The sequence below is a fragment of the Enterobacter sp. BIDMC 26 genome, assembly GCF_000534435.1.
GTDB classification, from domain to species: domain Bacteria; phylum Pseudomonadota; class Gammaproteobacteria; order Enterobacterales; family Enterobacteriaceae; genus Enterobacter; species Enterobacter ludwigii.
The window spans coordinates 3,923,678-3,949,428 of record NZ_KI973182.1 but is presented as its reverse complement, the minus strand read 5'-3'; the positions used below and the strand labels follow the sequence as shown (position 1 = coordinate 3,949,428).

The 25,751-nt window shown below is 56.7% G+C and carries 25 protein-coding genes; 12 read left to right on the top strand and 13 right to left on the bottom strand.

Features of this window, described 5'->3' with window-relative positions; translation table 11 throughout:
* Positions 1-38: 38 nt before the first annotated feature.
* Genes L462_RS04870 through yihU form a run of 4 tightly spaced genes read right to left on the bottom strand, consistent with a single transcriptional unit; the run spans position 39 to position 5,119 of the window.
* Complete coding sequence (locus tag L462_RS04870) at positions 39-2,063, bottom strand: alpha-glucosidase (RefSeq protein WP_032679266.1); 2,025 nt, start codon at positions 2,061-2,063, stop codon at positions 39-41.
* Positions 2,064-2,079: 16 nt separating this feature from the next.
* Positions 2,080-3,321 carry a sulfoquinovose isomerase gene (yihS, locus tag L462_RS04875; protein ID WP_014172243.1) on the bottom strand — a complete coding sequence of 414 codons (1,242 nt, stop codon included), beginning with the start codon at positions 3,319-3,321 and terminating at the stop codon, positions 2,080-2,082.
* Between the two features lie 14 nt (positions 3,322-3,335).
* Positions 3,336-4,211, bottom strand: coding sequence for a sulfofructosephosphate aldolase (yihT, locus tag L462_RS04880; protein ID WP_025202734.1), 876 nt, complete (start codon positions 4,209-4,211; stop codon positions 3,336-3,338).
* A 17-nt stretch (positions 4,212-4,228) separates the two neighbouring features.
* Positions 4,229-5,119: a sulfolactaldehyde 3-reductase gene (gene yihU / locus L462_RS04885; RefSeq protein WP_032679264.1), complete on the bottom strand. Its 891-nt coding sequence runs from the start codon at positions 5,117-5,119 to the stop codon at positions 4,229-4,231.
* A gap of 155 nt (positions 5,120-5,274) precedes the next feature.
* On the opposite strand from yihU, the gene L462_RS04890 reads away from it, so the two are divergent.
* From L462_RS04890 to fabY, 6 genes are all read left to right on the top strand, one after another.
* The gene (locus L462_RS04890; RefSeq protein WP_032679262.1) at positions 5,275-6,171 is read left to right on the top strand and encodes a sugar kinase; all 897 of its coding nucleotides are present in this window, start codon (positions 5,275-5,277) and stop codon (positions 6,169-6,171) included.
* Positions 6,172-6,205: 34 nt separating this feature from the next.
* Positions 6,206-7,006: a DeoR/GlpR family DNA-binding transcription regulator gene (locus L462_RS04895; protein WP_032679260.1), complete on the top strand. Its 801-nt coding sequence runs from the start codon at positions 6,206-6,208 to the stop codon at positions 7,004-7,006.
* Between the two features lie 122 nt (positions 7,007-7,128).
* Positions 7,129-7,728 (top strand): glucose-1-phosphatase, encoded by a 600-nt coding sequence (gene yihX, locus L462_RS04900; protein ID WP_014172238.1) that lies wholly within the window; start codon positions 7,129-7,131, stop codon positions 7,726-7,728.
* Positions 7,722-8,603: a virulence factor BrkB family protein gene (locus L462_RS04905; protein WP_014172237.1), complete on the top strand. Its 882-nt coding sequence runs from the start codon at positions 7,722-7,724 to the stop codon at positions 8,601-8,603. Before yihX ends, L462_RS04905 begins: the two co-directional genes overlap by 7 nt.
* Complete coding sequence (gene dtd / locus L462_RS04910; RefSeq protein WP_032679259.1) at positions 8,600-9,037, top strand: D-aminoacyl-tRNA deacylase; 438 nt, start codon at positions 8,600-8,602, stop codon at positions 9,035-9,037. Before L462_RS04905 ends, dtd begins: the two co-directional genes overlap by 4 nt.
* A 44-nt stretch (positions 9,038-9,081) precedes the next feature.
* Positions 9,082-10,023: a fatty acid biosynthesis protein FabY gene (fabY, locus tag L462_RS04915; protein ID WP_020883976.1), complete on the top strand. Its 942-nt coding sequence runs from the start codon at positions 9,082-9,084 to the stop codon at positions 10,021-10,023.
* A 28-nt stretch (positions 10,024-10,051) separates the two neighbouring features.
* On the opposite strand, the gene L462_RS04920 is transcribed toward fabY, so the two are convergent.
* The 5 genes from L462_RS04920 to fdnG form a co-directional block, all read right to left on the bottom strand.
* The gene (locus L462_RS04920; RefSeq protein ID WP_032679257.1) at positions 10,052-10,966 is read right to left on the bottom strand and encodes an alpha/beta hydrolase; all 915 of its coding nucleotides are present in this window, start codon (positions 10,964-10,966) and stop codon (positions 10,052-10,054) included.
* A 265-nt stretch (positions 10,967-11,231) separates the two neighbouring features.
* The gene (fdhE, locus tag L462_RS04925; protein WP_014172233.1) at positions 11,232-12,161 is read right to left on the bottom strand and encodes a formate dehydrogenase accessory protein FdhE; all 930 of its coding nucleotides are present in this window, start codon (positions 12,159-12,161) and stop codon (positions 11,232-11,234) included.
* Entirely contained in the window at positions 12,158-12,793 is a 636-nt protein-coding gene (gene fdoI / locus L462_RS04930) for a formate dehydrogenase cytochrome b556 subunit (protein WP_014172232.1), read from the bottom strand. The genes fdhE and fdoI overlap by 4 nt, the downstream gene beginning before the upstream one ends.
* On the bottom strand, positions 12,790-13,692 hold the full coding sequence (fdxH, locus tag L462_RS04935; RefSeq protein ID WP_014172231.1) for a formate dehydrogenase subunit beta: 903 nt from the start codon (positions 13,690-13,692) through the stop codon (positions 12,790-12,792). Before fdxH ends, fdoI begins: the two co-directional genes overlap by 4 nt.
* 12 nt (positions 13,693-13,704) lie before the next feature.
* On the bottom strand, positions 13,705-16,755 hold the full coding sequence (gene fdnG, locus L462_RS04940; RefSeq protein WP_088202997.1) for a formate dehydrogenase-N subunit alpha: 3,051 nt from the start codon (positions 16,753-16,755) through the stop codon (positions 13,705-13,707).
* A gap of 383 nt (positions 16,756-17,138) precedes the next feature.
* Here fdnG and fdhD point away from each other — a divergent pair, with 383 nt between their 5' ends.
* Together fdhD and L462_RS04955 are read left to right on the top strand one after the other, a co-directional pair.
* A complete protein-coding gene (fdhD, locus tag L462_RS04950; RefSeq protein ID WP_032679255.1) occupies positions 17,139-17,975 on the top strand; it encodes a formate dehydrogenase accessory sulfurtransferase FdhD in 837 nt (278 codons plus the stop codon).
* 114 nt (positions 17,976-18,089) lie between these two features.
* Positions 18,090-18,302: a YdgH/BhsA/McbA family protein gene (locus L462_RS04955; RefSeq protein ID WP_020883972.1), complete on the top strand. Its 213-nt coding sequence runs from the start codon at positions 18,090-18,092 to the stop codon at positions 18,300-18,302.
* Between the two features lie 41 nt (positions 18,303-18,343).
* On the opposite strand, the gene L462_RS04960 is transcribed toward L462_RS04955, so the two are convergent.
* A complete protein-coding gene (locus L462_RS04960; protein WP_020883971.1) occupies positions 18,344-18,667 on the bottom strand; it encodes an AzlD domain-containing protein in 324 nt (107 codons plus the stop codon).
* Positions 18,667-19,326, bottom strand: coding sequence for an AzlC family ABC transporter permease (locus tag L462_RS04965; protein ID WP_014172226.1), 660 nt, complete (start codon positions 19,324-19,326; stop codon positions 18,667-18,669). Before L462_RS04965 ends, L462_RS04960 begins: the two co-directional genes overlap by 1 nt.
* A 104-nt stretch (positions 19,327-19,430) precedes the next feature.
* Here L462_RS04965 and L462_RS04970 point away from each other — a divergent pair, with 104 nt between their 5' ends.
* The 4 genes from L462_RS04970 (at position 19,431) to L462_RS04985 (ending at position 24,530) form a co-directional block, all read left to right on the top strand.
* Positions 19,431-19,979 carry a helix-turn-helix domain-containing protein gene (locus tag L462_RS04970; protein WP_014172225.1) on the top strand — a complete coding sequence of 183 codons (549 nt, stop codon included), beginning with the start codon at positions 19,431-19,433 and terminating at the stop codon, positions 19,977-19,979.
* 17 nt (positions 19,980-19,996) lie between these two features.
* A complete protein-coding gene (locus tag L462_RS04975) occupies positions 19,997-20,992 on the top strand; it encodes a substrate-binding domain-containing protein (RefSeq protein ID WP_032679253.1) in 996 nt (331 codons plus the stop codon).
* Positions 20,993-21,096: 104 nt separating this feature from the next.
* On the top strand, positions 21,097-23,220 hold the full coding sequence (locus L462_RS04980) for an alpha-galactosidase (RefSeq protein ID WP_032679251.1): 2,124 nt from the start codon (positions 21,097-21,099) through the stop codon (positions 23,218-23,220).
* Between the two features lie 44 nt (positions 23,221-23,264).
* Positions 23,265-24,530: an MFS transporter gene (locus L462_RS04985; protein WP_032679249.1), complete on the top strand. Its 1,266-nt coding sequence runs from the start codon at positions 23,265-23,267 to the stop codon at positions 24,528-24,530.
* A gap of 37 nt (positions 24,531-24,567) precedes the next feature.
* Here L462_RS04985 and rhaM read toward each other — a convergent pair whose 3' ends face one another.
* Both rhaM and rhaD read right to left on the bottom strand, forming a co-directional pair.
* Positions 24,568-24,882 carry an L-rhamnose mutarotase gene (gene rhaM / locus L462_RS04990; RefSeq protein ID WP_032679248.1) on the bottom strand — a complete coding sequence of 105 codons (315 nt, stop codon included), beginning with the start codon at positions 24,880-24,882 and terminating at the stop codon, positions 24,568-24,570.
* Positions 24,883-24,909: 27 nt separating this feature from the next.
* The gene (gene rhaD / locus L462_RS04995) at positions 24,910-25,740 is read right to left on the bottom strand and encodes a rhamnulose-1-phosphate aldolase (RefSeq protein WP_014172220.1); all 831 of its coding nucleotides are present in this window, start codon (positions 25,738-25,740) and stop codon (positions 24,910-24,912) included.
* Positions 25,741-25,751 lie beyond the last annotated feature (11 nt).

The following is a 25,751-nucleotide window of genomic DNA, read 5'->3' as shown; positions in this document are numbered from 1 at the left end:
CTCCATCTGCCCGCAGGTTTCCCTGCGGGCGAGCCTTATCAGATATGACGTAAGGTGCTAAACAGGTCTGCCCATTCGCTTTGCTGGCGATAAAACACCGGCGGTTTGCCGAGCGGAGCGTCAACGGTGATGTCACCGCCCTCATGCGTTTCACCCGTCCAGGCATTCACCCAGGTGTCCTCAGGCAAATAGAGCGTCCAGTCACGACGGCCTTCTTCATGGACCGGTGCCACCAGCAGATCGCGGCCAAACAGATACTGGTATTTCAGCGTGTAGCTGCGCGCATCGTTTTCGTAATGCAGGAACAGCGGGCGCATCACCGGCAGGCCGCTTTTCGCGTTCTGCGCAACGGCGGCTTTGATGTAGGGCTTCAGGGTAGTGAAGACGGTCGTCATACGCGCAAAGTGGGCGATGGTTTCGCCGTCGCCATCAAACTGCCAGTTATCGCCAGGGCGGTTGCCCTCGTGGGTACGCATCATCGGTGTGAAGGCGCTGAAGTCGCACCAGCGCAGCAGCAGCTCTTTGCTGCGTTTCATCTCAAACAGCGTGGTATAACCGCCGATGTCGCTGTGATGCAGCCCGTGCCCGGTCATTGCCAGTGAGAGTGCCGCAGGAACCACTGACGCCAGACCGTCGTCCAGGCTCCAGTCGACGTTCTGATCGCCGGCCCACATCATCACCGAGTGTTTCTGGCTGCCGGTATAACCCGCGCGCATAAAGAACAGGATCTCGCCGAGCTTGCCGGTCTCTTCCAGCGCCTCGTAGTTACATTTCGCCCATAGCGCAGGCCAGGCGTTGTGCATGATTTCCGCGCTCACGCCGTTGTGCAGGAAGGTATCAGTCGGCAAATATTCACCAAAATCAGCCATCCAGCCGCCACAGCCCAGTTCTATCAGGTTCTTTTTGATGATCTCTTTGTACCAGTCGTAGGCTTCCGGATTCGTCAGGTCGATAACGCCCGCATAGAACTCGCCGAACTCGACGTGATAGTCCTGACCGTCGGCGTTTTTGGTCAGATAACCGCGTTTCGCCGCCTCTTCACAGAGGTCTCTGTCGCTTGCCACGTAAGGGTTGATATAGGAGAGGAACTGCACGCCTTCCTGCTTCCACTGCGGGATACGTGTATCCAGCTGCGGATACAGATCGCTGTTCCACTTCCAGTTCCACATCACGCGTTTGCCAAAGGAGGTCATCCGGATGCCGGACCAGTCCTGCGCCCAGATACCGTTCACCTTCACACCGCCGTTGCGCATGGTGTCGAGCTTTTGCTGGCACACGTCGGTGCCGCCCTGAACGCCCAGCGTTACCCCGTCGTAAACCCAGTCCGGCAGTTCGGGCTGGCGGCCCAGTAACCCGGTCAGTTTTTCCAGCAGATCGACATACGTTTGGGCACATTCGAAGCGCAGCGTGGCGTTATCTTCCCAGAAGGCCAGCTCATGGAACGCCGGCGCGCTGAAGTCGAAATTCATATAACAGCTGTTATCCACGTGGCAGTAGTACTTCTGGGTACTCACAAAGGTGGGTTGCGGGAAGAAGGTCCAGTAGTAATCGCCGCCCGCGTTCTCTTTGCAGTCTGCCTGCCAGGTGACGTAGGTCTGCTTATTACGGCCCACGCCCTGCTCGCTGGTCCACAACGGGAACGGCTTGCCGCGCAGGTCGAAGTAGGAGAACTGCTCTCCGCAACCATAGATATGATCCTCGGGCTGGGCCGCCAGCCGCAGCCAGATGCGGTTATGGCTGGAGGCATCATTTTTGAGTTTCAGCTCCAGGCGTCCTTCGGCATCCACACCCACCAGTAGCGTGGCGCTGACGGCGTCACCCCGGGTAAAGCGAATCGCCCAGCCCGCATTTTGCGGCGCGACGGTGGCCTCGGTCAGGGCAATTTTTTCGTTGAGTTTGTCTTTGATGCTGAAGTTGCCGCGAAACATCTCGATATCGGCTTCACCTGCGCCGATCCACAGGCACGGGGTGTCGGCGGTGTGGGACAGAATCAGACGATCCTGCCAGCTCAGGGTGAAACCATGTTCACTGCTTTTAAGAATAATATTGTGTAGGGTACGCATAAGATCTCCGTTTTTATTATTTGGCCTGGCTATCCAGTAATCCGGCGGCAACGGCCGGGGCTAACCCTGGCGCCAGCGGTAAGCGAGGGATCACCAGGCAATGCAGCAGATGATAAATATCCTGCTTGCCGTCCCAGACTTTGGTGGTCACTTCGTTATGGATATCCAGCTCCTGCCACCATGAACCGTTCTCGTAGTCGATCAGGTATTTGATGCAGTAATCCCACCATTTCTGATACCAGGCTTCGTACTGCGCCTCGCCGGTGACGGTATAGAGCGCATAGGCCGTTCCCATCGCTTCGACAATCGGCCAGCGCACGCGCTCGCGAACGATGGGTTTACCATCCCAGCCAACGGAATAGACAAAACCGTCGGCACCATCGGGTGCCCAGGCGTCGCGGATTGTGGCGTGGAACAACCCTTTTGCATCTTCCAGCAGCCATGCGGGGGGTGTTTCAAAACGCGCTTCCAGCGCAGCGCGCAGGTGCAGCATCAGGCGGCCCCACTCGATCCAGTGGCCTGGCGTACCGCCGTAGGCGCGAAAACGGTGAGCGGGGTTATCAATGTTGTAATCGCGGATGGGGTTCCATTGCGTATCGAAATGCTCATTAACCCGGTACTCGCCCTTGCGTGCCACGTCGTGAATGATCACCGAGGCAATGCGCAGGGCGCGGTCGAGCCATTTACGGTCATGCGTCACGTCATACACAATCAGGAAGGCTTCGACAGCGTGCATATTGGCGTTGCCACCACGGTACTCTTCGGTTTTGCTGAAGGCCTCATCCCAGGATTCCAGGCACATCTGTTCCTGTTCGCTCCAGAAATAACGCTCAATCACCTCGATGGCATCGTCCAGTAACTTGCGAGCCTGTGGATGGCCGGTTGTGACGGCGCTGGCCGCGCCCAGCAAAACAAAGAAGTGCTGATAGCCCTGCTTGGAGGCATCCATAACGCCTTCATCGTTAATACAGGCGTACCAGCCGCCATATTGCGGGTCACGCAGCGGACCGTTCAGGGCGTTGATGCCATGCTCCACCAGGGCATATGCGCCGGGACGCCCCATGTTTGCCGCCACGGCATAAACGTGCAGCATACGGGCGGTGATCCACAGATGCGTGCCCATATCGCTGCGCACCTGACCGTTATTGCCCAGCCAGCCAAAGCCGGTCGGCACGGCGGCGTTTTTACCGAAATCGAGAATGCGGTCAGTCTCTTGTTCAAGCCAGCGGTTATGGCTCAGGGTGTTAAACCATTTCATGTTCGGGTCCTTTCTTAACGGCGAGCCATCATTTCGTCGACGATCTCACCCAAACGCTGCAGTTTCGGCACAGAAATATCACGGAGCATCAGTTCCGTGTCCGGCAGGCCAATCACTGATGACCAGACGGCGCGGCCAGCTAAAAAGCCGGATGCACCCGCCTGCATCGCAACACTCACCGCCCTTGGGAACAACTTATCGTCCACGCCGGATGAGAGGATCACCCACGGCATGGCGATGTTCTCGTTCAGTTTTTGCGAGGCAGTCAGCAATTCCTGCTGAGAGCCTTTGCCGAACAGGGGCATCTCCACTTTGTAAAGGTCAGCTCCGCTGTCTCCCAGTTCTTTTGCCGCGTCGATAATGGCCTGTTCACGATTAAACGTCGCGCCGCGACGCGGCGGGCGGACTACCGGCTCAATAATGCTGAGCAGTCCATTGTCATGGCACAGCTGATTGAACGCTTTCACCATCTCCAGACGCTGCTGCGGATCTTCGTCGCTACGCCACAGCACCAGTAGCTTCAGCGCTTTACCGCCATCGCGCCTGACCGCCTGGGCATCAACGTTTTTATCGATGACGACGCTATCAACGGGGATCCCGTTTCCCGGAATAAATTCGTCTGCTGCCACAATCATCGCGCAGCTTTTGGCAACGGCCTGTTGCTCAACGATCTGCTGGTAGCAAAACTGCTGATCGACAAGAATGGCGGAGGCATACGGCGACAGAATCTTGGCCGCGTTGACCTTAAAGTCGGTGAGATGCCGATCGGTGACCGGCACCGGTGCGCCAGCCGCAGCAAACATCAGGCGCATCGCTTCGCGCTGGTCAACGGCCAGCATCGCAAAACCGCCGGAAGGTCGGGTGATATCTTTCAGGGTGTACATCGTCATTCCTCAGTCCTTTCGTATCAGTGTGTTTTTTTCAGCCCGGCGGATGCGCGAACCTGTTCAAGAATGGCTGTCCAGTCTTCGCGCCCGCGTCCGGCGGCCCGCGCCTGGTTGTAGACTTCACGGGAGGCGGCGCCCAGCGGCATCGGGACGTGGAGCTGGTTTGCCACGTCCAGCGCGATCCCCAGATCTTTATGCGCGAGGTCGATCATAAAGGCCGGTGTAAGATCGCCTTTGAGCACCTTGTTAGGCCATGAGGTGGTGAAGTGGCCTTTGCCTGCTGGCGTACCGCTCATGACGCTGAGCGCCACATCGAAAGAGAGGCCGAGGGCTTCACACAGCACGGCGGCTTCAGCGGACAGCGCGTTCAGGGCAATGCTCATGTAGTTGTTAATAAGCTTCACGCGGATGCCCATGCCTGGCCCACCTGCGTTTATCAGTTCATTGCCCATCGCCATCAACACCGGCGTGGCACGTTCAACCTGCTGCGCGGTGCCGCCAGCCAGAAGGAGTAATGTTCCGGCGACGGCATGGTCCGATGTGCGTCCGACAGGCACATCCATCATGCTGAAACCACGTTCAGCCATGTCGCGGATCAGGGCATCGGTCTGTAGCGGGTGAATGGTGGACATATCAATGACCAGCCCTTCGCGGGATAACCCTTCGCAGACGCCCTGCTCACCAAACAAGACTGTGCGAACCAGGTCTCCGTTTGGCAGCATGGTAATGACAAATTCGGCCTCCTTTACTGCCTGTGCAGGCGTGGCTGCAGCCCGGGCTCCACGCGCCACCAGAGCCTGTATCGCCTGCGGGTTTACATCAAAAACGTGAAGCTGGTGGCCCTGTTTAAGCAGATTCGTTGCCATGGGCGCACCCATCTGTCCTAACCCGATAAAGGCAATTGCTGACATGCTTCTCTCCTGTCACATCGTGTCAATTATTGAGCGTTTTCGTTGTCTGTTTTTGATCGTATTTGTAATTTATAGTCAAAAAATTGACAGGGGTCACTTTTTAAACATTTCGTGAAATTAAAATGAGAGCATCAGAAAACGCAGAAGGAATCACCATGACTCGCATCGTTTGTGTCGGCATTACCGTGCTGGATCGCATCTGGTATCTCGATGATTTACCGAAAGAAGGTGGCAAATATGTCGCAAAAGACTATACGGAGGTGGGCGGTGGTCCCGCGGCGACTGCGGCGGTGGCGGCAGCGAAACTGGGGGCTGAGGTGGACTTTATTGGCCGGGTGGGTGATGACGATACCGGCAGAAGACTGCTCGCGGAGCTGGAGTCCCTGGGGGTAAACACGCGCTATACGCGGATGGTGAAAGGAGCCCGTTCATCGCAATCGGCCGTGCTGGTGGATGGCCACGGGGAGCGAGTTATTGCTAACTACCCCAGCCCCGATCTCCCGGCTACGGCGGCATGGCTGCAGGATATCGATTTTTCGCAATGGGATATCGTATTAGCCGACGTGCGCTGGCACGAAGGGGCTAAACAGGCGTTCACCCTTGCCCGCCAGCAGGGCGTCAGCACGCTGCTTGATGCCGATGTCACCCCGCAGGACATTGCTGAGCTGGTCGCCTTAAGCGATCACGCGGCCTTCTCCGCGCCGGGTTTGCGGCGTTTAAGCCAGCTGGACGATACGGAAAACGCACTGAGAAAAGCACAAACGCTCACAAATGGACATGTCTACGTCACGCAAGGGTGTGAAGGGTGTTACTGGCTGGAGCAGGGCGCGCTGCGTCATCAGCCGGGATTTGCGGTCGACGTGGTGGATACCACAGGTGCAGGGGATGTCTTTCACGGCGCGCTGGCGGTGAGTCTGGCGCAGCAGGGGGATGCAACAGACGCGGTACGTTTCGCGAGTGCGGTTGCGGCACTGAAATGTACCCGGACCGGAGGACGGGCGGGTATACCTGACTGTGATCAAACCCGCTCTTTTTTGTCACTTTTTGTATAAAATGCGGGGCGTGATGGTTTTCAGAGGACAGCCCATGAGCCTTACCGAACTGACCGGCAACCCGCGGCACGATCAACTGCTTACGTTGATTGCTGACCGCGGCTATATGAACATTGATGAACTGGCGCAACTGCTGGACGTCTCAACGCAAACCGTGCGCCGGGATATCCGCAAGCTGAGTGAGCAGGGGCTGATCACGCGTCATCATGGCGGCGCGGGCAGGGCATCCAGCGTGGTGAACACCGCATTTGAGCAACGTGAAGTCTCCTTGACCGAAGAGAAGCGGGCCATTGCCGAAGCGATTGCCGACTACATTCCCGATGGTTCAACCATCTTCATTACTATCGGGACGACGGTGGAGCACGTTGCCCGGGCGCTGCTCAACCATAATCATCTGCGCATCATCACCAACAGCCTGCGGGTGGCGCATATTCTGTATAAGAACCCGCGCTTTGAAGTGATGGTGCCTGGCGGTACGCTGCGTCCGCATAACGGAGGCATTATCGGGCCTGCAGCGACGGCGTTCGTGTCAGGCTTCCGTGCCGATTACCTGGTGACCAGCGTCGGAGCAATTGAACACGACGGCGCGATGATGGAGTTTGACGTTAATGAAGCCAGCGTGGTGAAAACCATGATGGCCCACGCGCGACATATTTTACTGGCGGCCGATCATACGAAATACCACGCCTCTGCTGCCGTTGAAATTGGTAACGTGTCGCAGGCAACCGCGCTCTTCACCGATGAGCTACCGGGATCTGCGCTGCACAATCATCTCAAATCCAGCAAGGTTGAAGTCGTTGAGGTGAATTCAGGCGACGAACAGCAGGCAGGCTAACCCTTCTTAATGGCCCGATATTCAGGCTCGGGCCTTTCCTTTCTGTAAGCTGAATCTGGCGCATAGCCAAACCTTATCTTTCCCGCTACAGTTACTTTTCCACGGCGAGCAGGAGATAAAAAATGCTTTATATCTTTGACTTAGGAAATGTAATCGTCGATATCGATTTTAATCGGGTGCTGGGCGCATGGAGCGACTTTAGCCGTGTCCCGCTGGCGACGTTAAAGCAGAGTTTCGCCATGGGCGAGACCTTCCATCAGCACGAGCGCGGCGAAATTAGCGATGAAGAATTTGCTGAACGTCTGTGTCATGAAATGGATGTGCCGTTAAGTTACGAGCAATTTTCCCATGGCTGGCAGGCAGTGTTCGTCGCGATCCGCCCGGACGTGATCGCCATTATGCATAAACTCCGCGAGCAGGGGCATCGGGTTGTGGTGCTGTCGAATACTAACCGTCTGCATACCACGTTCTGGCCTGACGAGTATCCTGAGGTGCAGGCGGCGGCCGATAAAATCTACCTCTCCCAGGAGATGGGGATGCGTAAACCCGAAGCGCGTATCTATCAGGCGGTTCTGCAGGCGGAAGGATTCACCGCGGCCGATGCGGTCTTTTTCGACGACAATGCCGATAATATAGAGGGAGCTAACCAGTTGGGTATTACGTCAATTCTGGTGACCGGAAAGGAGACGATACCAAACTATTTTGCGAAGCAGTTATGCTAAAAACCGTTCATCAAAAAGCCACGCATCATACTCGTCCGCTCAGGGCGTGGCTGAAACTGCTCTGGCATCGCATTGATGAGGACAACATGACCACGCTGGCGGGTAACCTCGCCTACGTGTCACTGCTCTCGCTTGTGCCGCTGGTGGCCGTCATTTTTGCGCTATTTTCCGCTTTTCCAATGTTTGCAGATGTCAGCCTGCAGCTTCGCCACTTTGTCTTTGCGAATTTTATTCCCGCCACCGGGGATGTCATACAGAACTACATTGAACAGTTTGTCGCTAACTCCAGCAAAATGACGGCGGTCGGGGCGTGCGGCCTGATCGTCACGGCGCTGTTATTGATGTACGCCATAGATAACGCGCTGAATGCCATCTGGCGGAGTAAAAAGGCGCGGCCCAAGGTTTATTCCTTTGCGGTGTACTGGATGATCTTAACGCTGGGGCCCTTGCTGGCCGGTGCGAGTCTGGCTATCAGTTCGTATCTGCTTTCGCTGCGCTGGGCCAGCGATCTCAACGGCGTTATCGATAACCTGTTGCGTATCTTCCCGCTGATTTTATCGTGGCTCTCTTTCTGGCTGCTGTACAGCGTGGTACCGACCACGCGCGTGCCTAACCGCGATGCGGTCGTGGGCGCGCTGGTCGCGGCATTGCTCTTTGAACTGGGCAAAAAAGGGTTTGCCCTTTACATCACCATGTTCCCGTCTTATCAGCTGATTTACGGCGTGCTGGCGGTGATCCCCATTTTATTTGTCTGGGTCTACTGGACCTGGTGTATCGTCTTGCTTGGTGCCGAAATAACTGTCACTCTCGGCGTATACCGCGAACTTAAAAAAGCAGCAGAAGCTGAAAAACAACAAGAAGCAGACCAACCATGATTGCATTGATACAGCGCGTAACCCGTGCCAGCGTCACCGTGGAGGGAGAGGTGACGGGTGAAATTGGCCCAGGACTTTTAGTGTTGTTAGGTGTCGAAAAGGATGATGACGAACAGAAAGCCAACCGCTTGTGCGAGCGCGTGCTGGGCTACCGCATTTTCAGCGATGCGGAAGGTAAGATGAACCTGAACGTTCAGCAGGCGGGTGGCAGCGTGCTGGTGGTCTCCCAGTTTACGCTGGCGGCCGATACCGAGCGCGGCATGCGCCCGGGTTTCTCTAAAGGTGCCGCACCGGATCGTGCAGAAGCCCTTTACGAGTACTTTGTGGCGCGTTGTCGTCACCAGGACATGAATACGCAAACCGGACGATTCGCTGCAGATATGCAGGTATCGCTGGTGAACGATGGCCCCGTCACATTCTGGCTCCAGGTATGAGCCAACTGGCGGCGTGGCCGCGGGTAACAAGAGAGAGTACAGCTATGTATCACCTTCGAGTACCGCAAACGGAAGAAGAGTTAGAAGCCTATTACCAGTTCCGTTGGGAAATGTTACGCAAGCCATTACATCAGCCAAAAGGGTCTGAGCGCGACGCCTGGGATGCGATGGCCCATCACCAGATGGTGATGGACGAAGAGGGTAACCTCGTCGCCGTCGGGCGTTTGTACATCAATGCCGATAACGAAGCTTCAATCCGCTTTATGGCGGTTCATCCTTCCGTGCAGGATAAAGGCCTCGGCACCTTGATGGCGATGACCCTCGAGTCCGTCGCCCGTCAGGAAGGGGTTAAGCGCGTCACCTGTAGCGCCCGCGAAGACGCCGTCGAATTCTTCGCCAAACTCGGTTTTGTTAACCAGGGGGAAATCACCGCCCCGCAAACCACGCCGATTCGTCACTTTTTGATGATCAAACCCATCGCTACGCTGGATGATATTCTCCATCGCGCCGACTGGTGTGGGCAGCTCCAGCAGGCCTGGTATCAGCACATTCCCCTGAGTGAAAAAATGGGCGTGCGTATTCAGCAGTACACCGGGCAAAAATTCATTACCACCATGCCGGAAATCGGCAATCAGAACCCCCATCACACCCTGTTTGCCGGCAGCCTGTTTTCACTCGCCACGCTGACCGGCTGGGGGCTTATCTGGCTGATGCTCCGCGAACGCCATCTTGGCGGCACCATTATTCTGGCCGATGCCCATATACGTTACAGCGCGCCGATCAGTGGTAAGCCGAGCGCCGTTGCCGATCTTGGCGCACTTGGTGGCGATCTCGACCGCCTGGCGCGCGGGCGTAAAGCGCGCGTACAGATGCGCGTTGAGCTGTTCGGCGATGAAACGCCGGGTGCCGTCTTTGAAGGTACCTACATCGTTCTTCCTGCGAAGCCGTTTGGCGCGTTTGAAGAGGGTGGAAACGAAGAAGAGTAGGCTCCGGCGTCCCGGCATGATTGCCGGGCTAATTCCCCGCGCCGATCCGTCTGGCAATATCCCTCAGAAGATCGCGCGCAGACGGGCTGACCCCGCCAAGCTGGAAAAATCCATGGATAACCCCCAGCCACCGCTGAGCCGTACACGTGACGCCTTGCTCAGTCAGGCGCTGATATAGCGCTTCACCTTCGTCGCAAAGCGGATCAAACTCGGCAGTAATGATGTGCACGGGAGGCAGGCCGCTAAAATCCTTTCGCCAGAGCGGGCTCGCTTCAGGATGCTGGCGTTCCGTGTGGGCCAGATAGAGCTCATATCCGCTCAGCAGCGTATCGCGGGTGATGACGTAATCCGCGCCGTTACGGGTATAACTTTCAAAAGAGGCCGTGGCATCCAGCATTGGGTAGATAAGAATGAGCTGCGCCGGCTGCCAGAGTCCGGAAGACGTGAGCCGCAGGGCAGTCACCAATGCCAGATGGCCTCCTGCGCTGTCCCCGCACAGGGTGATACGGTTTTTATCCACGCCAAACATATCCGCGTATTGCCAGACCAGATGTGCGCCTCTTTCTGCATCATCATGGGCGGCAGGGTAGGTATGTTCAGGAGCAAGTCTGTACTGGATCGCAATGACGCGGCAGTTGCCATAAAACGCTAACTGGCGCAGTTGATTATCGTGAGTATCGAAGCCGCCGCTTATGAAGCATCCCCCGTGGTAGTAGATAACGGTCGGCAGCTTTTCAGCAGCATCTGGCGGAGAGAAGACGCGATATGTGATGCCTTCGAGGTTCAGCGTTTCTACGTCAACGCGCGTTTCTGTCTCACCGGCAAGCGCCGTGCTGGCAATATAGCCTGCTCTCCGGTCATCAATACTTTGGCTACGCGCAGAAGGACGTCCTGCTGCGATGAACGCCTGAACCAGCGTATCAATCCCTTTTTCGAGTGCCATGTGGGTCCCTTTAATCTGTATAAATATACAGTGTTATAACTCAGTTTGTTGTCGAGTGAAACAGGGAAAACGAGGCTGAAAACGATTCTGGAAAGCGGCTCGCAAAAGTAAACATGGATATTAAATTTGGCTTTAGTCCTGAATAACGCACGTGTAGTTTGCCTGAACAGTGATGCTGGAAGATATGCGAGAGGAAGGCGAGGATGTTGCAGTCAACCAGATACAGGCCGGGCAAACCAACGTTGCCCGGCACTGTGAGTGGGGATTACTCCCCTTCACCCGGGAACAGGAACGGGTTAATAGAGCTGCGGGCAAAGCCCTCTTGCTCCATTTTGGCGTCCAGAATCAGCGAGGCGAGATCGTCGGCGACGGCTTCGACTTTCGGGTCTTTTTCCTGATAAAGGATCTTCAGGTAGGTACCGCAGTCACCGCAGCTTTCAGCTTTGACCGCCGCGTCTTCATTTTCCAGCGACCAGTAGTTGAGATCGCGCGTCTGTTCGCAGTTGCTGCATTTAATGCGCACCACGTGCCACTCGGTTTCACACAGGTTGCAGTGCAGATAACGCAGCCCCTGAGTGGTACCGATCTGCACCATGCTGGACACCGGCATTGAGCCGCATACCGGGCAGAATTGACGCGCTTCGCCGTATTCGGCGCGGGCTTTACCCGGGATCAGGCTGGCCATTTGCGCCCAGTAAAGCGACAACGCCGCCCAGATGAACGGCGCTTTGTCGCTGCTGACCAGGGAGAAATCGGACGCAAACAGCGCGCTCGCCATCTCTTCCAGCTCCTGATCGGAGGCTTTTTCCAGATTCTCAATGACCGCCAGCGCGGTACCGCTCATCTCGGGTTTCAGCTCGGCAATCAGGGAGTGCAGCAGCGTATGCCAGTGCTTATCGCGCGGCAGAACGTGAATATCCAGCGGAGGCTTACCCTGCTCGCTGGCCTCTTTGATGCGCGCGGTCAGGTCAATTTGCAGCGGGTGGTCGTAGAGCACCACTTCCTGCGCATGGGCAACCAGCGCGGCAAAACGCAGAAAATCACCCAGTGGGTTGTTCTCTGCCAGCTCGCGCAGACGCTCTGCGCGGCGGTTATAGAGGTTCTTGAGTCTGGGGAATAACAACGGCGGAATATAATCCGCCGTGCGTTTCTCGCTCGAACCCAGCTCATCTTGCGGGATTATGCGAATACTCATTCAGATGACTTTTCCTGTTTCTGGCGGACCTCTCGGTACCAGCGCGGGTGATGTTTCTTCGCCCACGTACTGGTTACCCAGCCTTCCACCATCGCGGTAATGGTGCCTTTCACCCAAAGGGCGGCGTAAATATGCACCATGATAACCACAATTAACGCCACTGCGGCAAATGAATGCAGCATCAGCGCGAATCGGATCACCGGGATTGAGAAAGCAGGCGCAAAATACGGACGCCAGATGATCACGCCGCTCACCAGCAACAGGACCAGGAAGATAATCGCCGCCCAGAATACGCACTTCTGGCCGAAGTTATAACGCCCGGTATCACCCACTTCCTCGTTGACGACGATCTTACGAATATTCTTCGCCCAAAAGATATCATCCCGATTGATTAGGTTATGGTGCCAGTATCGGAAAAACATGATGATGAACGACGCGAACATGATGACGCCAACAAACGGGTGCAGTATACGCGCCAGCTGTGGTGTCCCCATGATCTGCATCAGCCAGTTGAAGGAGGGGAAGAAGAACCCCAGCCCGCTTATCGCCGCCAGCATGAAGCAGAAGGCGGTGACCCAGTGGTTGATGCGTTCCGGCGCGGTATAGCGCACGATGGTGTCACGTTTTTTCATTTGCGCACCTCGTCTTTCTCTTCATGCAGGTTGTCGTCTTCCTCTTCCGCGCGGTTCGGACCGACACCGACATAGTGGAAAATGCTCGCTGCGAAGGTGGCAGCAAAACCCACCGCTGCCAGCGGTTTCCAGATGCCTTTCCAGAACTTCACGGTCGCGCTGATTTCCGGGTTCTCCGGCAGGCCGTGATACAGATTCGGCTTGTCTGCGTGGTGCAGCACATACATCACGTGCGTGCCGCCCACGCCGGCCGGATCGTACAGGCCTGCGTTGTCGTAGCCACGGGTTTTCAGTTCGCCCACGCGTTCAGCCGCCAGCGTTTTCATATCCTCTTTGGAACCAAAGTGGATAGCGCCCGTCGGACAGGTTTTCACGCACGCAGGCTCCTGGCCGACGTTTACGCGGTCTACGCACAGCGTGCATTTGTAGACGCGGTTGTCTTCCGGGTTCATGCGAGGGACATCGAACGGGCAGCCCGCTATGCAGTAGCCGCAGCCAATGCACTGCTCGGACTGGAAGTCGACGATACCGTTAGCATACTGAATGATAGCCCCTTCTGACGGACATGCCTTCAGGCAGCCCGGATCCGCACAGTGCATACAGCCATCTTTGCGGATAAGCCATTCCAGTTTGTCGTTCTGTTCCACTTCCGAGAAACGCATCACCGTCCAGGACTTGGCGGTCAGGTCAGCCGGGTTGTCGTACACCCCGACGTTGTGACCCACTTCATCACGGAGGTCGTTCCACTCAGAACAGGCCACCTGGCAGGCTTTACAGCCGATACAGGTGGTCACGTCGATAAGCTTCGCCACTTCCTGCTGGTGGTCCCGCGCCTGAGGCGCGGGCGTGAAACCGTTAGTCGCGGAACGACGGATAATGTCTTGAGATTGATAAGCCATAAGTCGTCTCCGTTACACCTTTTCCACGTTCACGAGGAAGGCCTTAAACTCCGGCGTCTGCGTGTTCGCATCACCGACGAACGGCGTCAGGGTGTTCGCAATGAACCCTTTCTTCGCCACGCCCTCATAACCCCAGTGAATCGGAATACCGATGGTATCCACCTGCTGACCGTGAACGTTCAGCGTGCGAATACGCTTGGTCACCACCGCCTTGGCCTTGATGTAGCCACGGTTAGAAGAGACCTTCACGGTATCGCCATGGGCAATGCCGAGCTTGTTCGCCAGCTTCTCGCCGATCTCCACAAACTGTTCCGGCTGCGCGATAGCGTTAAGCAGCGCGTGCTTGGTCCAGTAGTGGAAGTGTTCGGTCAGACGGTAAGTGGTGCCCACATACGGGAACTTGTCTTTTTTACCCAGCGCGTCGAAATCGCCCTTAAAGATGCGGGCTGCCGGGTTAGAGACCACGTTCGGGTGCAGCGGGTTGGTGCCCAGCGGCGTCTCAAACGGCTCGTAGTGTTCCGGGAATGGCCCTTCCGCCATCTTATCGATAGCAAACAGGCGTCCCATCCCTTCAGGCTGCATGATAAACGGCCCGACATCGCTGCCTGGAGGGGCAGTACTGTAGTCCGGAATATCCACACCGCCCCATTTCGCGCCGTCCCATTTCAGCAACTGACGCTTCGGATCCCACGGATTACCCTGCGGGTCAGCGGAAGCACGGTTGTAGAGAATGCGGCGGTTCAGCGGCCATGCCCAGGCCCAGCCCAGCGTATTGCCGAGTCCTGACGGGTCAGCATTATCGCGGTTGGCCATCTGGTTACCTTTCGGCGTCCAGCTACCGGCAAAGATCCAGCAGCCACTGGCGGTCGTGCCGTCATCACGCAGGTGCGCGAAGGTACTGAGCTGATCGCCTTTCTTCGCCAGCACCGTTCCGGTGGCCGGGTCGATAACATCTGCCAGCGCTTTACCGTTGCTCTCCATCGCCACTTCTTCCGGCGCTGGGTTTTCCGGCGTCGAGTAGTTCCAGGTCATGTTCAGCACCGGTTCCGGGTTCGCACCGCCTTCTGCCGCATACATCTTACGCAGGCGTAAGAAGATACCGGCCAGGATCTCGCCGTCGTTCATGGCGATGCCCGGGGCGTCCGCACCTTTCCAGTGCCACTGCAGCCAGCGGCCAGAGTTCACGATGGAACCGTTCTCTTCCGCGAAGCAGGTAGAAGGCAGACGGAACACTTCAGTCTGAATCTTCGATGGGTCAACGTCATTCGACTCACCGTGGTTCTGCCAGAAGGTCGACGTCTCGGTGTTGAGTGGGTCAATCGTCACCAGGAACTTCAGTTTCGACAGCGATTCAACCACCTTGTTCTTGTTCGGGAATGAGGCGACCGGGTTAAAGCCCTGGCACAGATAGCCATTCACCTTGCCCTGATGCATCATCTCGAAGTACTGCAGAACGTCGTAACCTTTGTCCCACTTCGGCAGCCAGTCAAAGCCCCAGCTGTTTTCCGCTGTCGCTTTGTCACCGAAGAAGGCTTTCATCATCGAGACGAAGAACTTCGGATAGTTGCCCCAGTAGTTCACCTGACCTTCGAGCAGCGGTTTAGGCGTACTGGCTGTGAGGTAGGTTTGCAGGTCGGTCTGTTTTTCGCTTGGCAGGTTCATGTAACCTGGCAGGCTTTGAGACAGCAGACCAAGGTCGGTCAGACCCTGAATGTTGGAGTGACCACGCAGGGCGTTCACGCCGCCGCCTGCCATCCCCATGTTGCCGAGCAGCAGCTGAACCATCGCCATGGTACGGATGTTCTGCGCGCCGACAGAGTGTTGGGTCCACCCGAGTGCGTAGAGGAACGACGCCGTTTTGTCTTTCGCGCTGGTTTCGGCGATAAGCTCGCACACCTTCAGGAAGTCTTCCTTCGGCGTACCACAGATGTTTTCGACAACGTCCGGCGTGTAGCGGGAAACGTGCTCTTTCAGCAGGTTCCACACGCAGCGCGGATGCTGCAGCGTCGTATCACGCTTCGCAAAGCCTTTCTCGTCCAGCTCATAGTTCCAGCTGGTCTTGTCGTATTTGCGTTTTTCGGCGTCATAACCGCTGAACAGTCCATCTTCGAAGTGGTAATCCTCACGCACGATCAGGCTGGCGTTGGTATAGGCTTCGGTGTATTCGCGGTTATATTTTTCGTTGGTCATCAGGTACAGCAATACGCCTGACAGGAAAGTGATGTCAGTACCTGAACGAATAGGGGTGTAGAAATCCGCCACTGACGCAGTACGCGTAAAGCGGGGATCGATCACAATCAGTTTCGCACCGTTGTGGATTTTGGCTTCCATCGCCCAGCGGAACCCGACAGGGTGCGCTTCAGCGGCGTTACCGCCCATCACCACGATAAGGTTGGCGTTCTTGATGTCGACCCAGTGGTTGGTCATCGCACCGCGACCAAATGTTGGAGCAAGACTTGCTACCGTTGGTCCGTGTCAGACACGCGCCTGGTTGTCGACCGCGAGCATACCGAGTGCACGCGTAAATTTCTGGGTTAAATAGCCGGTTTCGTTACTGGAAGCAGACGCACACAGCATCCCGGTGGAGAGCCAGCGGTTGACGGTGACGCCTTCAGCGTTCTTCGCAATAAAGTTGGCATCGCGGTCTTCTTTAATCAGTTTAGCGATGCGGTCAAATGCGTCTTCCCAGCTGATTTGCTGCCATTTATCGGAACCTGGCGCACGATATTCAGGGAATTTCAGGCGGCTTTCGGAGTGGATAAAGTCAACCAGGCCGGCACCTTTCGGGCACAGCGCACCGCGGTTGACCGGATGGTCCGGGTCACCTTCGATATGGAAGATAGACGCTTTGGCGTTTTTAGCACCGTCGCCGAGGCTATACATCAACAGCCCGCAACCGACAGAGCAGTACGTACAGGTATTACGGGTTTCACGGGTGCGCAGCAGTTTATATTGCCGCGTCTCCGCCAGCGCTACACCGGGTGCAAAACCCAGTGCCGCCGCCGTGGTGCCTGCCATACCGCCAGCGCAGATCTTAAAGAACTGCCTTCTGCTGACCTGCATGGGTCACTCCTTGTTTCGACATTGCTTACATATGTAGTTTTGACTTCGCGGTTGAACGGTGACCGCAAAGGAGAAAAATTTGCGTTAATCCCTCAGTTCTACGAGGGATATCATCAGAATACCACAATGTCGGTACGCCTGTTCCAATGGCGTTAATACAAAGTGAACGTATTATCACTGTGTTGATTATAAAGTGTGACACGAGTCACATTATTGCCCGGGCATGTTAAAGGGCTGTATCACCGCCTCGGTTGCGCCTCTCCCAAATGAGTAGGTAAACTTGATGAGGATGGGTGCTGAAAAGTTGATCCATACTATGCGTATGGCCTGCGGTTTGTGATGCAATAGCAGGCTCACCTCCGTGGTTGTTCAGGAATACCGCTGTGTCTAAACAAAACCGTGTTACCCACTCGTCGCCACTGCCTGCCGGTATCGTGGAACTGTCGGTACACAGACCGCCCCACATTACCCACACCACGCCTGATTTTCTGGCGGAGGAAGTGCCCGTTGCTCTGGTTTACAACGGTATTTCCCATGTGGTGATGATGGCCTCGCCGAAAGATCTGGAGCTGTTCGCGATTGGTTTTTCCCTCTCGGAAGGCATCATTGAGCACCCGCAAGAGATTTACGGCATGGATGTGGTGAAGGTCTGCAACGGCCTTGAAGTGCAAATCGAACTCTCAAGCCGCCGGTTTATGGGGCTCAAAGAGCGGCGACGCGCGCTGGCCGGGCGTACCGGATGCGGGGTTTGCGGGGTAGAGCAGCTCAATGATATCGGTAAGCCTGTCGCACCTCTGCCGTTTACCCAGACCTTCAATCTGGCCCATCTCGACCATGCCCTTGAACATCTGAATGACGTGCAACCTGTCGGCCAGCTGAGCGGATGCACGCATGCGGCGGCATGGGTTCTGCCATCGGGCGATATTGCCGGCGGACATGAGGATGTCGGCCGCCATGTGGCGCTGGATAAACTGATGGGCCGCCGGGCGCGCGAAAGCGACCTCTGGCAGCAGGGGGCGGCACTGGTCTCCAGCCGCGCCAGCTACGAGATGGTGCAAAAGTCGGCGATGTGCGGCGTTGAAATCCTTTTTGCCGTATCGGCCGCGACCACGCTGGCGGTAGAAGTGGCGGAGCGCTGTAACCTGACGCTGGTGGGATTTTGTAAGCCGGGAAGGGCGACGATTTATACCCATCCGCAGCGATTAATAGTTGATCAGTAAATTTGAAAAAGAATAGCAAATCCTTCCGCTTTTAGTTGTTCATGATGAGGTCTACTATTTATCTCATCAAGGCACGGCGCCTTAAAAAAACAACTAATTGAAAGGGTTTATATCATGAAAAGCATCAAAACTTTTGTCGCAGTAATCGCTCTGGCTACATCTTTCGGTTCTTTCGCTGCACAGACTGTGACCGCAACCGCCACTACCATTGATGGCGCAGAAGCCAAAATTGCTGCACAGGCTCAGGAAGCGGGCGCGTCATCTTATAAAATTACCCAGGCGTTTACCGGTAACCGCGTACACATGACCGCTGAACTGAACAAATAAGCTGCCACACCGTCGAAAGAGCGCCCCCGGGGCGCTTTTTTTTATTGGATACCCGCCAGACGCAGCAATGCAGTCACGACCGCTGCCGCCACGATCACCACAATTAACGGCATTTTTCGCCATGCCAGAAACACTGCAAACGCCACGCCCAGTACGCGCGCCATACCGGCAAAATGCTCACCTTCATAGAAGGTGGTCGCCAGCGCGACGGAAAACAGCAAAACCGTTGCCGCATCTGAAAGCAGAGCCTGAGAGCGGTCTGACAGCGCCAGTCGGTTGCCGAGTTTTGCCCCGCCGAGACGCATTAAATAGGTTCCCACAGAAAGAAGGGCGATACCGAGAATAAAGACCGTCATATTCCCCATTATTTTTTCCTCGCAGCAAGACCCAGTAAAGAGAGCAGAACCGGTAAACCCACCGGGGCAAACGGCACGGCGGCCAGTGACAATGCAGCACCGCTGCAGGCGCGGATCAGGGTGGTGCGATTTTTAAAAGCCGGCACCACTAACGCCAGTAAAATCGCCGGGAATACCGCATCCAGCCCGATGGTTTCAAGGTCCGGCAACAGTTTGCCAACCATGGTGCCCAGCAATGTACCCAGCGGCCAGACGATCGCCACGCCTAATCCGCATAACCAGTATGCCGCCTTACGCTGTTCGGGCGTTTTTTGCGACAACCCGAATACCACGCTTTCGTCGTTCATGATGTGGCAACCCAGAAAACTCAGGCCACGTTTACCCACCAGTTCACGCACCGTCACCCCAAACGGTACATGGCGTGCATTAACCAGTAATCCGGCAGCAGCCGCCGCCAGAGGGTTACCGCCGCTTGCCACAATGCCGATAAACATAAATTCAGAGGCACCCGCCAGCACGGTAATGGAGAGTAAAAACGGGACCCAGACCGGGAAACCGTAGGCCATTGCCAGCGAGCCATAGGACATCCCGACGACGCCTACCGCGAGACACACCAGGATGATTGCTTTTATCGTGTCGCCTTTCAGGGTTGAGAGATGATGCTTCATACAATTTTAGCCATATCGAACGTATTTCCATTATAATGAACGCATCAGAACCGTTTTTCAAGACGAACGATTCGTTCGATTTATAGAACAAAGGGGCCGTTTTTATGACGCAGCCAATCAGCGTGATCGCTAAAAGTCTGGTGCGAGAACGCCTGCGAACCGGACTTTCACTGGCGGAAATCGCGCGCCGTGCCGGGATCGCTAAATCCACGCTGTCGCAGCTGGAGTCCGGCAACGGGAATCCCAGCCTGGAGACGCTCTGGTCACTCTGTGTGGCGCTGGACATTCCTTTTGCCCGTTTGCTCGAACCGCAGCAGCCGACCACTCAGGTGATCCGCCGTGGAGAAGGAACGAAGGTGGTTGCCGGACAGGCCAACTATGAAGCCATTTTGCTGGCGGCGTGCCCGCCGGGCGCGCGTCGTGACATCTACCTGTTACTCACCCAGCCGGGTGCCGACCGCATTTCTCAGCCACATCCGGCAGGCTCAGTGGAGCATATTATTGTGACGCAGGGTAGAGCGCTGGTTGGTCTGATCGACGCGGCGGAAGAGCTTGGCCCGGGGGATTACATTTGCTATCCCGCTGACCAGCCGCATATCTTTAAGGCCCTGGAGCCGGATACGCACGCGCTTCTGGTGGCTGAACAAAATTAACGCAGATACGGAAAATCATGTCGCTTAAAGCCATTGCCAAAGAACTGGGGCTGTCTGTTACCACCGTCAGCCGCGCCCTTAACGGGTATGACGATGTCTCCCGCGAGACGCGCGCCCGCGTCGAAGCGGAGGCTCAGCGCCGTGGCTACCGGCCAAACACCTTTGCGCGTCGCCTGAAGATGGGCAAAATCGACGCCGTGGGTCTGGTTTTTCCGGTGCATCCTGTTCCGCTCAATAACAGCGTCTTTATGGACATGGTCGGCGAAATTAGCCACGAACTGGCGCGACATGAAATCGATCTCCTGCTGATTGCCGATGACGATCTGGCGGACAAGCACAGCTATATGCGTATGGTGCAAAGTCGTCGCGTGGATGCGCTGATTGTGGCGCACACGCTGGATCATGACCCGCGGCTGGAACAGCTTCAGGCCGCCGGTTTTCCCTTTCTCGCGCTCGGGCGCAGCCAGCTGCCGCAGCCCTATGCGTGGTTTGATTTCGACAACTATGCCGGCACGTATAATGCCACCCGCTGGCTGATTGAAAAGGGACATCGCCGTATCGCCTTGTTGGGCGAAAGCAACAATCAGGCCTTCATCACCCAGCGCCGCCAGGGTTTTCTGGATGCGCTACGCGAAGCCGGGTTATCCAGCGAATGGCTGCGCGCCATGCCGCCTTCGCGCCGCGTGGGTTACGCCACGACGAATGAACTTCTCTCCTTGCCGCAGCCCCCCACGGCCATCATTACCGACTGCAACACTCACGGCGACGGCGCGGCCATGGCGCTGGCGCAGCGGGGTCTTCTCTGCGGTGAAAACGCCGTTTCGCTGGTGGTTTACGACGGCTTACCGCAGGACAGCATTGTCGATGTTGATGTGGCGGCGGTTATTCAGTCCACCCGCCAGGGTGTCGGGAAACAGATCGCTGACATGGTGCGTCAGTTGATTAACGGCGACGATATCGCTCAGCTTCAGGTGCTCTGGCAGCCAGAGTTCTTCCCGGGCCAGACGGCCTAAACACAGCAAAATTCCAAAGCCGATCACAGATCCGAAACGTTTTGGTTTGTATCCGAAACGTTTCGGATCAACACTCAGATCATCCCGATGACAGGAGAGGTCTGATGCACGATTCCATTTTTCGACTCGAAAGTAAGGCGGTTGACCTGGTGATAACCACGCACCCGTTCGCCGAAATTCTCTACTGGGGGCCGCACCTTCACCACTTTTCACCGCAAGATGTGGTAAGTCTGTCTCGTCCTGTGGCGAACGGCAGGCTCGACGTTGACGCCCCGGTGACGCTGATGGCGGAGCTGGGACACGGTCTGTTTGGTTCGCCCGGTATTGAAGGGCACCGCCAGGGGCTGGACGGGTCGCCTGTCTTTAAAACCACCCATGTGCAGCACCAGGGACAAACCCTGACCTTAACGGCGGAAGATGAACATGCCGGGTTGCGTCTGACCAGCGAGCTGGCACTGGATGCAAGCGGGGTACTGGTGGTGCGTCACGGTTTAACTAACCTACGGGCGCAGGCGTGGCAGGTTGATCGTTTTGCCGTGACGCTACCGGTCGCTGAACGCGCGCAGGACGTGATGGCGTTCCACGGACGCTGGATCCGTGAGTTCCAGCCGCATCGCGTGAAGCTTGAACACGACAGCGTTGTGATTGAAAACCGCCGCGGCAGGACCTCTCACGAACACTTCCCGGCGCTGATCGCCGGTACGTCCTCATTTAACGAAATGCACGGCGACGTCTGGGGCGTGCATCTGGGCTGGAGCGGCAACCACCGCCTGCGTGCGGAAGTCAAAACCGACGGACGCCGCTATCTGCAGGCCGAAGCCCTCTACCTGCCGGGAGAAATGGCGATTGAAGAGGGGGAAACGCTCTGGACACCACGCCTGTATGCGAGCTACTCCGCACGGGGTCTGAACGGCATGAGCCAGTCGTTCCACCGGTATCTGCGCGACAACGTTATCCGCTTCCCTGAAAACAAACCGCGCCCGGTACATCTCAATACCTGGGAGGGGATCTACTTCAGCCATGACCCGGCGTACATCATGCGCATGGCCGATGAGGCTGCGGCGCTGGGCGTGGAGCGTTTTATCATCGACGACGGCTGGTTCAAAGGCCGTAACGATGACCACGCGGCGCTGGGTGACTGGTACCTGGACGAGAAAAAATACCCGGACGGGCTGACGCCGGTGATTAACCATGTGAAAAAGCGCGGCATGGAATTTGGTATCTGGATTGAGCCGGAGATGATTAACCCGGACTCAGATCTGTATCGTGCCCATCCCGACTGGGTGCTGGCGCTGCCGGGCTACACCCAGGCAACGGGCCGTCATCAACTGGTGCTCAACCTGAATATTCCGCAGGCTTTTGATTATCTGGTCGAGCGCATGAGCTGGCTGCTGGGCGAACATGACATCGACTACGTTAAGTGGGATATGAACCGCGAACTGGTACAGCCCGGGCACCACGGCAAAGCCGCTGCGGATGCGCAGACGCGGCAGTTTTATCGTCTGTTAGACGTGCTGGGCGAGCGTTTCCCGCACATTGAATTTGAGTCCTGCTCCTCGGGCGGCGGGCGAATCGATTATGAAGTCCTGACCCGCAGCCACCGCTTCTGGGCCTCTGACAACAACGACGCGCTGGAGCGCAATACCATCCAGCGTGGCATGAGTTACTTCTTCCCGCCGGAAGTGATGGGCGCGCATATCGGTCATCATAAATGTCACGCCACATTCCGCCAGCACAGCATTGCTTTCCGCGGCCTGACGGCACTGTTTGGCCACATGGGACTGGAGCTTGACCCGCTCACCGTCGATGCTCAGGAGCGTGAAGGCTATCGCCATTACGCCGCGCTGCACAAGCAGTGGCGGGAAGTCATCCATCACGGTACCCAGTGGCGCGTGGATATGCCGGATGCCAGCACGCTGGCGCAGGGTATAGTGAGCGAAGACAAAACGCAGGGGTTGTTTATGGTCAGCCAACTGGCCATGCCGGATTACACGCTCATGATGCCGCTGCGCATGCCGGGGCTCGACGCGCAGGCGCAGTACCGCATCACGCTGCTCGACCACCCCAACATTCGACTCACCGGTGAGGGCGGGCACACCATGCGCAAGCTACCGGCGTGGATGGAAACGTCCCAGACGGCCAGCGGTGAGTGGCTGATGCAGGCGGGGATCGCACTGCCGATTCTGGACCCGGAAACCGCCATTCTGATTGGCGTTGAACGCGTGTAAGGGTGATGGGCCGGGAGACTGGCCCTCCGTTGAGGATAAAAATAATGAACACAACAACCTGTACCCACAAAGACAACCCTAACTTCTGGATCTTCGGGCTGTTCTTCTTTCTCTACTTCTTCATTATGGCCACCTGCTTTCCGTTTCTGCCGATCTGGCTGTCGGATGTCATCGGCCTGAACAAAACCCATACCGGGATCGTATTCTCCTGTATCTCGCTTTCGGCCATCGCCTTCCAGCCCGTACTTGGGGTCATTTCGGATAAGCTGGGGCTGAAAAAACACCTGCTGTGGATTATCACGGTGCTGCTGTTTCTGTTCGCGCCGTTCTTCCTGTATGTCTTTGCGCCACTGCTGAAAAGCAGTATCTGGCTGGGGGCATTGAGCGGCGGTCTGTATATCGGTTTTGTCTTCTCCGCAGGTTCAGGCGCGATTGAGGCCTACATCGAACGCGTGAGCCGTAACAGCGTGTTTGAATACGGCAAGGCGCGCATGTTCGGCTGTCTCGGCTGGGGGCTGTGCGCTTCAACGGGCGGTATTCTGTTTGGCATCGACCCGTCGTATGTCTTCTGGATGGGATCAGCGGCTGCGCTGCTGCTGATGCTGTTGCTGGTGGTTGCGAAACCGAAGCCAAACCAGACTGCGCAGGTGATGAATGCGCTGGGGGCCAACCAGCCGCAGATCACCGCCAGGACGGTCTTTAACCTGTTCCGTCAGCGTAGAATGTGGATGTTCATTCTGTACGTCATCGGTGTGGCCTGCGTGTATGACGTTTTTGACCAGCAGTTTGCCACCTTCTTTAAAACCTTCTTCGCAACGCCGCAGGAGGGAACGCGAGCCTTTGGTTTTGCCACCACGGCAGGGGAAATTTGCAACGCGATCATCATGTTCTGCTCGCCGTGGATCATCAACCGTATCGGCGCGAAGAATACGCTGCTGATTGCCGGGCTGATTATGGCGACGCGCATTATCGGCTCGTCGTTCGCCACCACCGCGGTGGAGGTCATTGCCCTGAAGATGCTGCACGCGCTGGAGGTTCCGTTCCTGCTGGTGGGGGCGTTCAAATACATCACCGGCGTGTTCGATACCCGTCTGTCGGCCACTATCTATCTGATTGGCTTCCAGTTTTCCAAACAGTCGGCGGCGATTTTCCTCTCTGCTTTAGCCGGGAATATGTATGACCGGATCGGTTTCCAGGAGACCTACCTGATGCTGGGCTGTTTTGTACTGGCGATTACGGTGGTCTCGGCCTTTACGCTGAGCAGTAAGCAGGAGATTGCGGCGCGCCGCGCTGCGGTGGAGGCAAACTAACGCAGGACGCTGCCGCGGATGCGGCAGCGTTAACGCTTTAGGGCAGGTAAAACACCGCTTTCAGTTCGGCACTCACCGGGCTGTTGTCGGGGTTCGAGGGCATTACCTCACCCATGTATTTCCACCAGCGCTGACAAACGTCGGTCTTTGCCACCGCGTTCCAGCGCGCTTCCGATTCAATCTCAACGCTCGCAAACAGCAGGTTACGCGCCTCATCGAGATAGATAGCGTAGTGGTGCGCACCGTGGTCTTTTAATACCGCCTCCAGCTCTGGCCAGATGGGGTTATGGCGACGCGCGTACTCGTCGTGCGCGTCAGGGTTCACCTGCATCACAAATGCTTTGCGGATCATCATGCCTCCAGCCGCTTTCGCGGGCCGCTATGGGTACAAATCCAGTGCCGACTGCATCGGCGTGACGCCAAAGCGTTTACCGAGTGCAATCAGCTCTTCCCGGGTGATGGTCTGCTTCATGCCGCCCATCGACAGAACCTTCACCAGCACCTCGGCGGACTTCTCGGCGGTATCAATCAGACCAAACGTTTCGTCGAGCGTCGGCCCGCTGCCGAATACCCCGTGGAACGGCCACAGCACCAGGGAGTGGGACTGCATTTCGATGGCGGTGGCCTGGCCGATTTCGTCGGTACCCGGCACCATCCACGGCAGAATGCCGACCCCGTCGGGGAAGACCACCAGACATTCGGTGCTGCCTTCCCACAGCTTCCGCGTGAGGTAGTCGCTACTGTTTTCCAGCACGTAGGTCAGGGCGATCAGGTTGGTGGCGTGACAGTGCATGATCACCCGGTCTTTGCCGTGGGTTGCCTTGATACGCTCACAGTGAGAGAGGAAGTGCGCCGGGAGTTCAGACGTGGGCACTGCATCGTCCGTCAGCCCCCAGAGGATGTGATAGCCTGCGCCGTCGCTGTCCACTCTCACCACCCCGAGGTTGGCCTGCGGGTCGAGCTGCACGTTACGGAAGAATTTACCGGAACCGGTGACGATAAACGGCGTACTGGCGAGCTGCGGCATTGGCTGGCTCAGGGCGATATAGCGCGGCTTCTGATGGAACTCGGCGGCGAACGGTTCAATGTCGGCATCATCCAGGCGCAGCGTCAGGTTACCGCCGTTGCGCTCGTCCCAGCCTTTTAGCCAGGCGTCGGAGGTGGCTTTAATCATGCCCTGGACGAACCAGGCGTTAGTGATGGTCTGCATAGTGTTTCATT

Bases quoted from the DNA above. Each gene is read 5' to 3' on its own strand.
- L462_RS04955 (WP_020883972.1), top strand. From the start codon at position 18,090: ATGAAAAGCATCAAAACTTTTGTCGCAGTAATCGCTCTGGCTACATCT.
- yihT (WP_025202734.1), bottom strand. From the start codon at position 4,211: ATGACGATGTACACCCTGAAAGATATCACCCGACCTTCCGGCGGTTTT.
- yihX (WP_014172238.1), top strand. From the start codon at position 7,129: ATGCTTTATATCTTTGACTTAGGAAATGTAATCGTCGATATCGATTTT.
- rhaM (WP_032679248.1), bottom strand. From the start codon at position 24,882: ATGATCCGCAAAGCATTTGTGATGCAGGTGAACCCTGACGCGCACGAC.
- L462_RS04920 (WP_032679257.1), bottom strand. From the start codon at position 10,966: ATGGCACTCGAAAAAGGGATTGATACGCTGGTTCAGGCGTTCATCGCA.
- L462_RS04970 (WP_014172225.1), top strand. From the start codon at position 19,431: ATGACGCAGCCAATCAGCGTGATCGCTAAAAGTCTGGTGCGAGAACGC.
- L462_RS04960 (WP_020883971.1), bottom strand. From the start codon at position 18,667: ATGGGGAATATGACGGTCTTTATTCTCGGTATCGCCCTTCTTTCTGTG.
- yihU (WP_032679264.1), bottom strand. From the start codon at position 5,119: ATGTCAGCAATTGCCTTTATCGGGTTAGGACAGATGGGTGCGCCCATG.
- L462_RS04975 (WP_032679253.1), top strand. From the start codon at position 19,997: ATGTCGCTTAAAGCCATTGCCAAAGAACTGGGGCTGTCTGTTACCACC.
- L462_RS04905 (WP_014172237.1), top strand. From the start codon at position 7,722: ATGCTAAAAACCGTTCATCAAAAAGCCACGCATCATACTCGTCCGCTC.
- L462_RS04965 (WP_014172226.1), bottom strand. From the start codon at position 19,326: ATGAAGCATCATCTCTCAACCCTGAAAGGCGACACGATAAAAGCAATC.
- L462_RS04890 (WP_032679262.1), top strand. From the start codon at position 5,275: ATGACTCGCATCGTTTGTGTCGGCATTACCGTGCTGGATCGCATCTGG.
- fdxH (WP_014172231.1), bottom strand. From the start codon at position 13,692: ATGGCTTATCAATCTCAAGACATTATCCGTCGTTCCGCGACTAACGGT.
- L462_RS04985 (WP_032679249.1), top strand. From the start codon at position 23,265: ATGAACACAACAACCTGTACCCACAAAGACAACCCTAACTTCTGGATC.
- dtd (WP_032679259.1), top strand. From the start codon at position 8,600: ATGATTGCATTGATACAGCGCGTAACCCGTGCCAGCGTCACCGTGGAG.
- rhaD (WP_014172220.1), bottom strand. From the start codon at position 25,740: ATGCAGACCATCACTAACGCCTGGTTCGTCCAGGGCATGATTAAAGCC.
- L462_RS04870 (WP_032679266.1), bottom strand. From the start codon at position 2,063: ATGCGTACCCTACACAATATTATTCTTAAAAGCAGTGAACATGGTTTC.
- fdoI (WP_014172232.1), bottom strand. From the start codon at position 12,793: ATGAAAAAACGTGACACCATCGTGCGCTATACCGCGCCGGAACGCATC.
- fabY (WP_020883976.1), top strand. From the start codon at position 9,082: ATGTATCACCTTCGAGTACCGCAAACGGAAGAAGAGTTAGAAGCCTAT.
- L462_RS04895 (WP_032679260.1), top strand. From the start codon at position 6,206: ATGAGCCTTACCGAACTGACCGGCAACCCGCGGCACGATCAACTGCTT.
- fdhE (WP_014172233.1), bottom strand. From the start codon at position 12,161: ATGAGTATTCGCATAATCCCGCAAGATGAGCTGGGTTCGAGCGAGAAA.
- L462_RS04980 (WP_032679251.1), top strand. From the start codon at position 21,097: ATGCACGATTCCATTTTTCGACTCGAAAGTAAGGCGGTTGACCTGGTG.
- yihS (WP_014172243.1), bottom strand. From the start codon at position 3,321: ATGAAATGGTTTAACACCCTGAGCCATAACCGCTGGCTTGAACAAGAG.